Source organism: Pseudomonas sp. EU05-FHT14B02, from assembly GCF_058791055.1.
Genome location: NZ_JBYTDD010000029.1, coordinates 36,514 through 50,605 on the forward strand (window position 1 = coordinate 36,514; position 14,092 = coordinate 50,605).

The following is a 14,092-nucleotide window of genomic DNA, read 5'->3' on the forward strand; positions in this document are numbered from 1 at the left end:
TCCTTATTCCTGATCCAGGTCGGCGCTTTTCTGCGCGATGGCCATGGCCGTGAGGATTTTTCTGTAGCCGGTGAATTCGTTGCGCGCATGCACGCTGAGGATGTTGTCGAGCAGGACCACGTCGCCCTTCTCCCAGGCGAACTCAACCATCACCTCGCGGTAGATGCCTTGCAGGTGACGAATCACGTCCTCGGGAATCGGCGAGCCGTCGCCGAAGAAGGTGTTTTGCGGCAAATCTTGCGGGCCGAATTCACGCAGCAGGTTGTCGCGGATGCTGTCCGGCAGGGTCAGTGCGTTGAAGAAGGTGCCGTGGTTGAACCAGATGCGCTCGCCGGTCAGTGGATGGCGCACGATGGCCGGGCCGTTCTGCCGGGTGCGCAGGCGGTTGCCCGGCTTCCATTCGGCCTGGATACCGATTTTGGCGCAGTAGGCTTCGACCTCGGCGCGACCCTCGCTCTGGAACACGGTCTGCCATGGCAGGCCCATGCCGTCGCCGTAGTTGCGCACGTACATGATGCGTTTGCGGGCAAATTCTTCGCGCACCGCCGGGTCGATCCGCGCGAGGATCCGGCGGGTATCGCCAAAGGGTGTTTCACCACCGGTGGTCGACGGCGTGTCGCAGTAGAAATACAGGTGACGCGGGAACACCGGTGAATACGAGTGTTCGTTGTGCGGGAAGATTTTCTCCGGCGCCGGGTAATCGGTGGAGCTGTAGATCTTGAACTGGCCGCTGATCTGGGTCCGTGGCGAGGCGCGGAACAGGTACTCCAGGGCACCGCCGGAAATCCCGTCGACGCAGCGGTTGAACTCGCCGATATCAGCCACCTGGAAGCCACGGAACAGGATCACCGCGTGTTCCAGCAGCTTGCTTTCGATCAGCGCGCGATTCTGGGTCGCCCATTCCACCAGGCTCACGCCGGACACGGCCGGACGGCACACCAGCGGCATGCTGAGGCCCTCGAACATCGGCGAAAAACTCACCAGCCGCGTCGGATCGGTGGACAGGCTCTTGCGGGCACCACGACCCATCTTGGGAATGGACTTGGTCGTTGAAACGGTCATAAACCCCTCCAGAAAATGTTGACGGCGGCGCTCAAAGGCGCCGCCGACTGAATCAGTCCGCCGCGGATTGCGTTACCGGTGCGCCACGGTTCGCCGAGCGGCGCTTGATCGCCATGGCGCCGCCGAGCAACGCCTTGCGTTGCTCGCTCAAGCGCGCATCGGCAAGGCGCTGGACATCGCCGGCCAGGTTCAGCAACTCGCCAACCTGCAACCCGTCATCCCGTATCAGCGCTTCGAGCACTGCCTGAATCTGTTCGAACAAACACTCCAGCGTGCTCGGCAGGTACTGGCCCACCGGCGTTTCGAAACTCAGGTGAATGTGCTCGGCATCGTTGTAGAACGCGGCGACCATGCCGATCTCGGCGGCCTGGCGCCCGGACGGGAAGTCCTCGACCTCCAGGCCCTCCATCGACGACAAGCGACCGACGCCTTCCTGGTAGATCAGCTTGATGTCGAACAGCGGCGAACGGCCGGCCCGGCGCGGCAAGCGCAAGGCTTCCACCAGACGCTCGAACGGCAGGTCCTGATGGTCCGAAGCCTCCAGCACCGCCCGGCGACAGGCCTCCAGCAACTGCGCCGCCGACTGCTCGGCATCGACCTCCACTTGCAGTACTAATTGGTTAACGAAGAAGCCGACCATTTCTTCAAGCTCGGCTTGATTTCGGTTGGCGATATCGGTGCCGATACGCACCCGACTGACCTCGGTACGCTGGCGCAGGACGAGGGTGAAACCGGCCAGCAGCAGCATGAACAGCGACAGATCGCGCTGTTGGGCAAAGTCGCGCACCTGCTGGCTGAGTTCGGCGCTGAAGGTGAAATGAGCACTGGCGCCTTCTTGCGCCGTGCGCCGGTCGCCATCGGCGGGCAACTCGAGCACCGCTTGTGGCTCGGCAAGGCGCTGCTGCCAGTAGTCGAGTTGGCGCTGCAACTCGCCGCCCTGCTCCAGCCACTGGCGCTGCCATTTGGCGAAGTCGGCGTACTGCACGCTGTGCGCCGGCAGTTGCGGGGTCTGGCCACGGTTGAGGGTTGGATAGAGCCTGACGAACTCATTGATCAGGACGCGGAACGACCAGTCATCGGCGACGATGTGGTGCACCGTCAGCAACAGCACATGTTCGTCATCCGCGACCCGCAGCACCCGCACCCGCAGCAACGGACCGTGGCGCAGGTCGAATGGCCGGGCGACCTCCTCGCGGGCCAGTTGCTGCGCTTCGACGTCCGGCGCCGGTCGATGCCGCAGGTCGCTGGCCTCGAAGCTCAACGGCAATTGTCCGTGCACCCGCTGCCAGGCCTGGCCGTCTTCTTCGTAAAAGGTGGTGCGCAACACGGCATGACGTTGCACCAGGGTTTCGAAGGTTCGGCGCAGGGCATCGAGGTTCAGTTCGCCGCGCAGGCGCAAGGCACCCGGCATGTTGTACATCGAACTGTCCGGCTCCAGGTTCCACAGGAACCACAAGCGCTGCTGGGCAAAGGACAACGGCTGGCGTTCGCCAGAGGTATCCGCCACCAGCGCCGGGCGCTCACAGCTGTGTTGCAGCGCCTGCACCTGAGCGGCGAAATCCTCGAGGCGCGGGTGTTCGAACAGGCTGCGCAAACTCACCGAAAGGCCCAGGCGCTGGCGGATCTGCGAGACGATTTGCGTCGCCAGCAACGAGTGCCCGCCCAGTTCGAAGAAGCTGTTTTCCCGATCGACGCGATTGACCTGCAACACCTGCCGCCAGATCTGCGCCAGTTCGATTTCCAGTGCGCCTTGCGGGGCGCTGCCGACGTCGGCCTCCCAGACCTGCGGGGCCGGCAACGCGGCGCGGTCGAGTTTGCCGTTGCGGTTGAGCGGCAACGCGGCCAACAACACCAGTTGCGCCGGGAGCATGTAGTCCGGCAGGCGCTCGCCCAGGGCGCGGCGTACGGTGTCGGTGAGTTGACGGGGATCCGAGTTCAGCCATTCATCACTGGCCGGCACTACGTAGCCGATCAATTGCTTGCCACCAACGCCTTCATGCACCAGCACTGCGGCTTCGCTGATCATCGGCAAGCCTTGCAGATGCGCTTGCAGCTCACCCAACTCAACCCGGAAACCACGGATTTTCACTTGATGATCGATGCGTCCCAGGTACTCCAGCGCACCGTCCTCGCGATAGCGCGCCAGGTCGCCGCTGCGGTAAAGCCGTGCGCCCTGCGTGCTGGAAAACGGATCGGCGATGAAGCGTTCGGCGCTCAAGCCCGGTCGCTGGTGATAACGCTGGGCAAGGCCGGCGTCGCCGCCGATGCACAATTCGCCGACGCAACCGGTCGGCAGCAGGTGGCCTTCGCTGTCCAGCACATACAGCGCACGCCCCGGCAGGGCTTTGCCGATGGGCACGCCAATGTGATTGCGGGTATCGGCCAGTGTGCATTCGTGGGTACTGGACACCACCGTGGCTTCGGTTGGCCCGTAGGTGTTGAGCAGGCGCACATCGCCCAGACCGGCGGCGTGCCACAGCTTCAGGCCCTCGAGGGACATGGCTTCGCCGCCGACGTGGACCTGACGCAAACGCCCCTTGTCCCGCTGCGGGTGCGCGGCCCACTCCTGAGACAGCAGGAACCAGTACGCCGCCGGCAAATCCGCCAGGGTCACGCCATGCTCGATGATCTGGCGATAGAGGGTGTCGGTGCCCCACAGTTCATCGCCGCGCATCACCAGCGCCGCGCCCACGCACAATGGCGGGTAGCACTGCTCGACAAAGCCGTCGAAGCTGAACGTTGCGAATTGCAGCACGCGGTCTTGCGGGGTGAGTTGTGAATAGTGCGCCGCGATCACGCAAAACTCGCGCAGTGCGGCATGGGCCAGGCACACACCTTTCGGGCGTCCGGTGGAGCCGGAGGTGTAGATCAGATAGGCCAGGTCTTCGGCGCTGGCGAGGTTGATCAGGTTGTCGGTGGAATACCCGGTGTCTGCGCCCGGCTCCAGCGCCAGGCGCGGCAAACCTTGCGGCAGCGCTACATCGGCCAGCAGGCCCGGTTGCGCCAGCAGCAGGTCCATGCCGCTGTCTTCGATCATGTAGGCCAGGCGCTCGGCCGGGTAATCCGGGTCCAGCGGCACATAACCGGCGCCGGACTTGAGGATCGCCATCAGGCTGACGATCATCTGCCCATTGCGCCGCACCGACAGGCCCACCCGCTGCCCCGGCGCCACGCCCTGGGCACGCAGGCGATGGGCGAGCTGGTTGGCTTGCGCATTGAGCTGGGCGTAGGTCAGGCGCTCGTCACCGACCATCACCGCCAGCGCATCGGGGGTGCGTGCCGCTTGTTGCTCAAACCGCTGATGAGCCAACAACGGGCTATCGATTGGCGGCGCCGGCGGACGGGAACACGCCAGCACCATTGCTTGCGCCTGTGCATCCAGCAAGCTGACCGCGCCCAATGCCTGTTGTGGCTGTGCGACGAACTGCTCCAGCACCTGCAACAGGCTGGCGCCCAACTGGCTGATCTGCGCGGCACTGAACCGGGTTCGGTCGAAACTGAAATCCAGGCGCAGGCTGGCGCCGACTTCGATGCCCAGGGTCAGCGGGTAACTGGTGATTTCGTGATTGTGCAGCGCACCGAAGGTCAGGCCCGCCGGCGCCCCTTGCTTGAGGGCTTCGGCCACCGGGAAGTTCTCGAACACCAGCAGGCTGTCGAACAGCGCCCCCTGTTGCCCGGCCCAGCCCTGAATGTCGTACAGCGGCACGTGTTCGAACTCGCGCAGGCTCAGGTTCAGGGCTTGCAGGTCGTTGAGCCACTGGGCCACCGACTGCCCCGCTTGCGGCGCGGCGATGATCGGCAAGGTGTTGATGAACAGCCCCAACTGCTGCTCTATGCCCGGCAGCGGCGCGGAGCGTCCGGCAATCGTTGCGCCAAACGCCACACAGGACTGGCCCGTGTAGCGTTGCAACAGCAGGCCCCAGGCGCCTTGCAGCAAGGTGTTGAGGGTGATTTTCTGCTGGCGGGCAAAATCGCTCAGGCGCTGTAGCGCGGCGCTTTCAAGGGTCAATTGATGTTCACCCATGCCGTACCCATGGGCAGGCGTCGGCAAGGCTTGCGCCAGCAGCGTCGGCGTTTCCAGTGTCGCCAACGCCTGTCTCCAGAACTGTTCGGCGGCCAGCAGCGACTGCTGTTGAATCCAGCCGAGGTAGTCGCGGTATTGCCCCAACGGCCTGGCCAACGTCTGGCCGGCATAGTGCTGGATCACTTCGCCGAGCAACTGCGCGTTGCTCCAGCCGTCCGTGAGGATGTGATGGCTGGTATGGATCAGGTGCCAGCCTTCACTGCCCCGACGCACCAGCAGCAGGCGGAACAATGGCGCGGTGCTGAGTTCGAAGCCACGGCTGCGCTCCTCGGCGGCCAGTGCATCGAGGTCGATGTCGGCTGCTTCGATCACTTGCAGTTGCAGGTCGATCTGGCGATGAATCACCTGATGCGCGCACTCAAGCCCCAGCCAGTGGAAGCTGCTGCGCAGGATGTCGTGTCGGTTGATCGCCGCCTGCCAGGCCCGGCCGAATGCCGCCAGCTCCAGCCCCTGGATGTCCAGGCGCAATTGATTGATGTAGGCCTCGGCCTGGGGTTCGTACAAGGTGTGGAACAGCATGCCCTGTTGCATCGGCGTCAGCGGGTAAACGTCCTCGATGGCCGGCGCCGCAACAGGCAAGGCATCGAGTTGTGCCTGGGTGATGCGCGCCAGCGGGAAGTCCGACGGCGTAACCTGGCCTGGCGCTGTCGCGCAGCAATGTTCAATCAGCGTCTTGAGTTCTTCGGTGTAGGCATCGGCCAGTCGTTGCACCGTGGACTCGGCAAACATGTCACGGCTGAAGCCCCATTGCAGCGAGAGCTGCCCGCCATAGACCTGGCCCTCCACGGTCAGCCAGTTGGCCAGCGGTGCATCGTCGCCCTGAGCCTGGCCGCCGCTTTCCGGGGCCGGGACGAACAGCGCGGCGTCGTCGAACTGACGATCGAACTGCCCCAGGTAGTTGAAGGTGATCCGTGGCGCCGGCAAGTCTTGCAGGGCCTGGCGCTGCGCCGGTTCGCCCAGATAGCGCAGCAGTCCATAGCCCAGGCCTTTGCCGGGAATGGCGCGCAGTTGCTCCTTGATCGACTTGATCGAATTTGCCACCCCGGCCTCGGGTTGCAGGCGGACCGGAAACAGGCTGGTGAACCAGCCGACGGTGCGGCTCAGGTCGAGGTCGTCGGACAGGTCTTCGCGGCCGTGGCCTTCCAGCTGGATCAGCGTCGAGCCCTGCCCGCTCCAGCGGCAGATGACCCGCGCCAACGCCGTGAGCAACAGATCATTGACCTGGGTGCGATAGGCCGCTGGCGCCTGTTGCAGCAACTGGCGGGTCAGTTCCTCATCCAGTTTCGATTCGATCTTGTGCCCGTGGCGCTGCTGCAAGCCGCCCTGGGGGTTGTCGCACGGCAGGTCCCGGGCGTCCGCCAGTTGCGCCTGCCAGTACGGCATTTGTCCAGGCAAGGCGCCGGCATGCTGTTGCAGATGCGCGGCCCAGGCTTGATAGGCGCTGGTTTTCTCGGGCAGCGCCACTTGCCGGTAAGCCTGTTGCAAGTCTTCGAGCAACACCCGCCATGACACCCCGTCCACCGCCAGGTGATGGACCACCAGCAACAGGCGCTGACTGCCATCGTTGAGGCTGACCAGCAAGGCGCGCAGCAGCGGCCCGTTCGCCAGATCGAGGCTGCGTTGCGCTTCATCGCACAGGGCGGTCACGGATTCGCTCGAAGACGCCCGACGCTGCCACAATCCAGCTGACTCGACTGGCGCTGTATGGCGCTGCTGCCAGCCTTCGGCAGCGTCGCTAAAGCGCAGGCGCAAGGCGTCGTGGTGGTTGATGACGGTAACCAAGGCCTGCTCCAACACCTCAGGACTCAACGCGTCCCGGGGCGTCAGCAGCAGCGACTGGTTCCAGTGCTGACGCTGGGCGATGGCCTGTTCGAAGAAGTAATGCTGTGCCGGGGTCAGGATCACCTCGCCACTGACCGGGCCTTGATCGACAGTGCTGCGGCTGTCGAACGCCGCGACCAACGCCAGGCTACGCACGGTCTGGTACTGGAACAGATCCCGCGGGCTGAGGCGAATGCCCGCCTGGCGGGCACGGCTGACCACCTGGATGGAAATGATCGAGTCGCCGCCGAGCTCGAAGAAATTGTCTTCGAGGCCCACACGTTCTGCGCCCAATACGTTCTGCCAGATCTGCGCCAGCGCGATCTGCATCGCATCCTGTGGCGCAACGAATGCCTGTTGCGGCGTGGCGTCGGGCGGCGGCAAAGCCTTGCGGTCGAGCTTGCCGTTGGCGGTCACCGGCAAGGCGTCCAGCGGCATCAGGTAGGTGGGCACCATGTATTCCGGCAGGCTGTCGAGCAGCCAGGCCTTGAGGGTTTGTGGCCACTGCGGGTCGGCACTGGCGTTTTCCAGCACCAGATACGCCACCAGATGCTTGCCGCCCTGTACCAGCACCACGGCCTCACGCACCAACGCATGCTGCATCAGCCGGGTTTCGATTTCCCCCAGTTCGATGCGCAGGCCGCGCAATTTTACTTGATGGTCGAGGCGCCCGAGGTATTCGATCACCCCATCGGCGCGCTGCCGCACGCGGTCGCCGGTGCGGTACAAACGCGCACCGTCATGGAAGGGGCACGGCACAAAACGCTCGGCGCTGAGCGCCGGACGCCGGTGATAACTGCGCGCCAGCCCGGCGCCACCGAGGTACAACTCCCCTGCCACGCCGGCCGGAACCGGCAGTAATTGTGCATCCAGCACATGGGTGCGCAGGTTGGCGATGGGCCGGCCGATGGGCACGCTGTCGGCGCCTTCGTCGATGCAGGTCCAGTGGGTGACGTCGATGGCCGCCTCGGTCGGGCCGTAAAGGTTGTACAACCCGGCACTCGGCAGCTTTTTGAACACCTGCAATTGGGCATCCAGCGGCAAGGCTTCACCGCTGCAGACGATGCGCTTGAGGCCGGCGCACGCCTCGACACCCGGCTCGTGGATGAACGCCTGGAGCATAGAAGGCACAAAGTGCAGCGTACTGATGCCGTACTCACCGATCAGGCGGATCAACCGCGCCGGTTCACGATGCGCCCCCGGTGGCGCCACCACCAGGCGCGCGCCGGTCATCAGCGGCCAGAAGAATTCCCACACCGACACATCGAAACTGAACGGGGTCTTCTGCAACACCGAGTCGCTGCCATCCAGCCCGTAAGCCTGCTGCATCCAGCACAAGCGGTTGACCAGCGCCGCGTGACTGTTGCCGGCGCCTTTGGGCTTGCCGGTGGAACCGGAGGTGTAGATCACATAGGCCAGGTTCAGTGGATGCACTTCAACTGGCGGGCAGGACTCGCTGTAGCCGTCGAACCAGTCTTGCTCCTGATCCAGGGCAATGACCTTGACGCCTTCGGTGGGCAGTGCGCCGAGCAAAGTGCTTTGGGTGAGCAGCAGGCCAATCGCACTGTCTTCGATCATGTAGGCCAGGCGTTCAGCCGGGTATTCCGGGTCCAGCGGTACGTAGGCACCACCGGCCTTGTGAATCGCCAGCAGGCCGATGACCATTTCCAGTGAGCGCTCGACGCAGATCCCCACCAGCACATCCGGGCCGACACCCTGCTCGCGCAAGCAGTGCGCCAGTTGATTGCTGCGGGCGTCGAGTTGCGCGTAGCTGAGCTGACGATCGCCAAACACCAGTGCCGGCGCGCCGGGGGTACGTCGGGCCTGGGCCTGAAACAACTGGTGCATGCACTGCTCGACCGGATAGATCTCGGCGGTGCGGTTCCAGTCCTGCACCAGCACCTGCTGCTCATCCACCGTCAGCATCGGCAACTCGCCGACTTTTTGTGTCGAGTCGTCGACTATCGCCTGCAACAGGCGCGTCCAGTGCCGGGCCATGCGCGCGATGGTATCGGCCTCGAACAGGTCGCTGGCGTAGGTCAGCGCGGCGTGCAGCTTGCCGCCTTTTTCCCAGGTGTCGAGGGTCAGGTCGAACTGGGTGGTGCGGCTTTGCCAGTCGATGCTGCCCAGCTCCAGGCCGGACGCGGTGCTGACCGAGGCCATGTCGGCTACATGCGGCTGGTGGTTGTACATCACCTGGAACAGTGGCGTGTGGCTGAGGCTGCGCTCCAGTTTCAGCGCTTCGACCAGGCGCTCGAACGGCAGGTCCTGATGGGCCTGGGCGCCAAGGGCGGTTTCCTTGATGGCGCGCAGCAGGTCGTCGACCCGGGTCTGGCCGTCCAGTTGGGTACGCAGCACCTGGGTGTTGACGAAGAAGCCGATCAGGCCTTCGATTTCCGCGCGGTTGCGGTTGGCGATGGGCACGCCGACGCGGATGTCGGTTTGCCCGGTGTAGCGATGCAGTAAAGTGTTGAAAGCGCCGAGCAACAGCATGAACAGGGTGATGTTGTGCTTCTGCGCGGTGCTGCGCAGTTGCTCGGCCAGTTGTGCCTGGACCGCGAATTCGTAGCGAGTGCCGCGATAGCTCGGCATCGCCGGGCGCGAATGATCCAGCGGCAGTTCCAGCACAGGATGTTCATCGCCCAATTGCGCCTGCCAGTACGCCAGTTGCCGCGCCTGCTCACCCGCCTCCAGCCAGCGGCGCTGCCACAGGGCGTAGTCGCTGTACTGGATAGGCAGCGGCGTCAGCTGCGGTTGCGTGCCGGCATCGAAGGCGTCGTAGCAGCGGATGAATTCGTCGATCAGCACGTTCATCGACCAACCGTCGGAGACGATGTGGTGCAGGGTCAGTAACAGCACATGCTCTTGTCCTGCGAGCTTGAGCACGGTGACCCGCAGCAGCGGACCGGTCGACAGATCGAACGGCAGTACCGATTGCTGTTCGGCGGTTTCAGCCACGGCACGTTCGCGCTCCTCGGCGGGCAGTGCGCTGAAATCCACCTGCTCGATGACCAGCGACGCGGTGGCAGGGACCTGCAACAGGCTGTCATCGGCCTGACGAGCGAACACCGTTCGCAGGGTTTCATGCCGCGCCACCAGGCTGGCGAACGCCTGTTCCAGCGCCGACAGGTTCAGGCGACCGGTCAGCCGCACCGCGCCCGGCAGGTTGTAGGCACCGCTTTGGGGATCCAGTTGCCAGAGAAACCACATGCGATGCTGGGCGTACGACAGCGCCTGGCGATCCTCAGCCTCGATGCTGGCCGGAATCGGAAAACGGGCGAAATCCACGCCCTCCTTGTGCAAGGCCGCAAGGAACATTTGACGCTTTTCCAGGGGCAACCCGATAAACCGGCGAGCGAGTTTCAAGGAGTCTTCAGCATTCATCTATCGGCATCCGCATCAGTAGGCAGCAGGCGCAAGGGCGCGTCGTCCCTATAAAACGAATGCAGGCGGGAAAAATTAGCGGATGGGAACAAGTATCAGGAGGGCGGTAGAGCGCGGGTTACAAGAACATCACACCCCCTTGTGGGAGCGGGTGAAATTTGGGAGTGGTGTTAACCCACGGCAGCCATGGAATGCCGCCGATGATGCACCTCAAGCTGATCCTTGATCACCCGCAGCACCTTCGCTTCCTGCTCATGGATAAAGAAGTGCCCGCCCGCGAGCATGTCCACCGAAAAACTGCCACGGGTTTCCTGGCTCCAGCCGATCAACTGTTCGGTGGTGGCGCGGTCGGCCTTGCCGCCGAGCACGTGCACCGGGCACCTGAGCAACGGGCGCTGCACCGGCTCGAAACGCCCGCACAGCAGGAAGTCCGCGCGCAGCACCGGCAGGGTCAGGCTCATCAACTCTTCATTGGCCAGGATCTCTTCGCTGGTGCCGTTGAGGGTGCGCAATTGCTCGATCAGTTCGGCGTCGGTTTTCGGCTCGGCATACTGACGGTCGTAATCGGCGCGCAGCGTCGGTGCGGCGGTGCCCGAGGCGAACAGCGCCACCGGCTCCGGGCAACCCAGCGAGCGAAATGCATGGGCCATCTCGCAGGCCAGCAGCGCCCCCATGCTGTGGCCGAACAACGCATACGGCGTCTTGAGCGTGGCTTTCTGTTCCTGGGCCAATTGCAGCGCCAGACGACGCATGTCGGTGTGCAAGGGCTCACCGTAACGCGCGCCCCGCCCCGGAAGTTCCACCGGTTGCAGCTTGAGCCACTCCGGCAGTTTTCGCCGCCAACGGCTATAGACCATGGCACTCGCGCCCGAATAGGGCAGGCACAGCAATGTCAGCGGGGTCACCGGGCTTTCCTCGAGAGTTGTCTGTCTGGAAAACGGATGAGCGCCGAGGGGAATTAGTCGAATGCGCTTCTGCTTCCCCGCTTGCGGTGGTACCGCAGCTGAACTAGATTTTTGATTCACACAACCACAAGTCTGACGTTCACTACGAAGTCTGGTCCGCAGTCATGTCCAGTAGCGAAGACATAATGGAGTCTTGCTATGGAAGAGCTTCTGATATTGGTCAGCCCGACAGACCGCCAGACCGGCCACGCCCCAAAAATGCAGGTGCATCGCCTAGGCCTGCGACACCGCGCATTTTCCGTTTTTATTTTCGATCGCAATGGGCGTTTGCTACTGCAACAGCGTGCACTTGGCAAATACCATTCCGCAGGACTTTGGACCAACACCTGTTGCGGTCATCCTCGCCCGGGCGAACGAACTGTCGCCGCAGCACAACGGCGATTGCGCGAAGAAATGGGACTGACCTGCAGACTGATCAAAGTTTCGACGCTGCTTTATCACGAACCCGTTACCGACGATCTGATCGAGCATGAATACGATCATATATTCGCAGGCATCTGCGACACGGACCCGGTCGCCAACCCCGATGAGGCCCTGAGCTGGCAATGGCTGGCACTCTCGCAAATTCTCGCGGCCATCGACGCAGCCCCGCAGACGTTCACCGCATGGTTTCTGAAGATCTTCGAGATATTTCACCTGAACGGCGTACAGCAATGGCATGACCTTGCGTTGAATGCCACGCTGCGAAGCCCGACAGGATCACAATGGCATGTACCTCCACTGCATTGCCCTGCGCCATGTCGGATCGATGAAGCGCTCGCCTCAGAGGTCGATGACCGGCTCATGCGCTGGATTGTAGAAACCGGCATCTTTGCCGGCCAGCAGCAAAAGATTCTCGCCTCGGGTTTCGGGCGCTTCGCCATGTTGTGCCACACTGACACCGACGATCCGGATCGCCTGCTTTTATCCGCTCAATGCATCGCCGCACTGTTCGCCGTGGATGACTACTATTGCGATGACGAAAGCACCGGATCGATACCGGCACTGGTTGGTCCCAGGCTGTCCGTCGCACTCGCCGCACTCGAACCCGCGCACCTGATCGAACCTCATCGCGCGGATCTAGAATTGGCCCTGGCCAGCGACCCCGTGCTGGTCGGCCTGCGCGCGTACATGACGCGTGTCACCGAGTTCGCCACGCCGGCCCAGGTCGCCAGGGTCCGCCATGAAATCATCGCCATGTTCGTCACGATGACTGCCGAAGCCGCCTGGCGCATCAATGGCATTACCCCTGCCCTCTGGGAGTACCTGGCCCAGCGCCAGATCAATAGTTTCCTGCCTTGCATGTCGTTGATCGACATCATCGGTGGCTATGAATTGCCGGCCAATGTCTACTCCTCGCCAGCTGTGCGGCGAGTCACGACACTCGCTGCCAGTGCGACGATCATCGCCAATGATCTGTACTCGGCCCCCAAGGAAAGCCGGGCTCAAGTCGGTGACTTCAATTTGCCATTACTGTTGGCAAATCAACCGGGCTGCTCGATCGAGCACGCCATGAAGCAGAGTGTCGCAATTCATGATGAAGTGGTGCGCCTGTATGAAGCCGCCGAACAAGAGGTGCTCGCGGACGCCTCACCGCTGCTCAAGCGCTATCTGGCCGGGGTGAAAAACTGGGTGGCGGGCAGTCTGGAGTGGCATAGACACAGTGGTCGTTACCAGACATGAATTCTACCTGCCCGACAAGTGCCTCGGTGGCGTGGCGCTGGAAATAATCAACGCCGACGACAAAGTCGGCTGTGACCCGTCGGGATCGGTGGGGCAATTGCATCGGACTCAGGTAAAAAAACGGTTCAACGCTCGACTGTATCTGCACCAACCCTGACCGAAAACCGCTCCCGATAAGCCTGCGGCGTCACGCCCATGGCCCGCAGGAAACTGCGGCGCAGGGTTTCTTCGCTGCCGAAGCCGCATTGCACTGCCACCCGTTTGATCGGCACGCCGGTATCGCTGAGCAAACGCCGCGCGGTTTCGACGCGGATCAGTTCGATGGCCCGGGCCGGGGTCTGGCCGGTGTCAGCGCGGTAGTGGCGCACGAAACTGCGTTCGCTCATGCCGGCCTGCAAGGCCAGGGTCGGGATGCCAAGGTCTTGGGCCAGGTTTTCGCTGATCCAGGCGTGAAGTTCGTCGAATCGGTTGCCTTCGTGTTGCAGTGACAGGGTCACGCTGAATTGCGACTGGCCACCCGGACGTTTGAGAAACACCACCAGTTGCCTCGCGACTTCGAGGGCCACGGTGCGCCCTAGGTCTTCTTCGACCATGGCCAATGCCAAGTCGATGCCGGCGGTCACCCCGGCCGATGTCCAGACCGGGCCGTCGTTGATGAAGATCGGGTTGGGCTCGACGTGCAGTTGCGGATGCTGCTGCGCCAGTTGCTCGCAACGGGTCCAGTGGGTGACCACGCGCCGGCCGTCGAGCCAGCCGCTGGCCGCCAGCAGGAACGCACCGGTGCATACCGAGGAAACCCGTCGGCAGCCTCGGGCATGTTCGCGCACCCAGGCGACCAACTGCGTATCTTGCGCCGCTGCGTAAACACCCCAGCCACCGGCGATGATCAGGGTATCAGTACCCTCATCCGGCAACGGTTCGGTCAACAGCGCCAACCCCGCCGACGACATCACCGCCCCGCCGCCACTGGCAATCACGGTCGGTGCGTAGGGTGGCGGCAGGCCTTGCTGGCGGGCTATGTCGTTGGCCGAAGCGAAAACCTGCAACGGCCCGGTGACGTCGAGTATTTGCACGTTGGCGAAAGCGAGTACATGGATGGTTTTCGACATTTGGC

At 63.3% G+C, this 14,092-nt stretch carries 5 protein-coding genes; 1 reads left to right on the forward strand and 4 read right to left on the reverse strand.

All coding sequences use genetic code 11. The annotated features are described in order from the left end of the window. Positions 1-3: 3 nt before the first annotated feature. The 3 genes from AC3WTM_RS23235 to AC3WTM_RS23245 all read right to left on the reverse strand — a co-directional run bounded on the left by AC3WTM_RS23235 (position 4) and on the right by AC3WTM_RS23245 (position 11,256). Complete coding sequence (locus tag AC3WTM_RS23235) at positions 4-1,062, reverse strand: TauD/TfdA family dioxygenase (protein ID WP_102671079.1); 1,059 nt, start codon at positions 1,060-1,062, stop codon at positions 4-6. A 52-nt stretch (positions 1,063-1,114) separates the two neighbouring features. Next, positions 1,115-10,351 carry a non-ribosomal peptide synthetase gene (locus tag AC3WTM_RS23240; protein ID WP_102671078.1) on the reverse strand — a complete coding sequence of 3,079 codons (9,237 nt, stop codon included), beginning with the start codon at positions 10,349-10,351 and terminating at the stop codon, positions 1,115-1,117. A 170-nt stretch (positions 10,352-10,521) separates the two neighbouring features. Then, positions 10,522-11,256 carry a thioesterase II family protein gene (locus AC3WTM_RS23245; protein ID WP_102671077.1) on the reverse strand — a complete coding sequence of 245 codons (735 nt, stop codon included), beginning with the start codon at positions 11,254-11,256 and terminating at the stop codon, positions 10,522-10,524. Positions 11,257-11,454: 198 nt separating this feature from the next. Here AC3WTM_RS23245 and AC3WTM_RS23250 point away from each other — a divergent pair, with 198 nt between their 5' ends. After that, the gene (locus AC3WTM_RS23250; protein ID WP_102671076.1) at positions 11,455-12,978 is read left to right on the forward strand and encodes a family 2 encapsulin nanocompartment cargo protein terpene cyclase; all 1,524 of its coding nucleotides are present in this window, start codon (positions 11,455-11,457) and stop codon (positions 12,976-12,978) included. 125 nt (positions 12,979-13,103) lie between these two features. Here AC3WTM_RS23250 and AC3WTM_RS23255 read toward each other — a convergent pair whose 3' ends face one another. Then, positions 13,104-14,087: a GlxA family transcriptional regulator gene (locus AC3WTM_RS23255; protein WP_102671075.1), complete on the reverse strand. Its 984-nt coding sequence runs from the start codon at positions 14,085-14,087 to the stop codon at positions 13,104-13,106. Between the last annotated feature and the right edge of the window lie 5 nt (positions 14,088-14,092).

Coding starts and splice junctions, on each gene's coding strand:
- AC3WTM_RS23235 (WP_102671079.1), bottom strand. CDS start 1,062: ATGACCGTTTCAACGACCAAGTCCATTCCCAAGATGGGTCGTGGTGCC.
- AC3WTM_RS23240 (WP_102671078.1), bottom strand. CDS start 10,351: ATGAATGCTGAAGACTCCTTGAAACTCGCTCGCCGGTTTATCGGGTTG.
- AC3WTM_RS23250 (WP_102671076.1), top strand. CDS start 11,455: ATGGAAGAGCTTCTGATATTGGTCAGCCCGACAGACCGCCAGACCGGC.
- AC3WTM_RS23255 (WP_102671075.1), bottom strand. CDS start 14,087: ATGTCGAAAACCATCCATGTACTCGCTTTCGCCAACGTGCAAATACTC.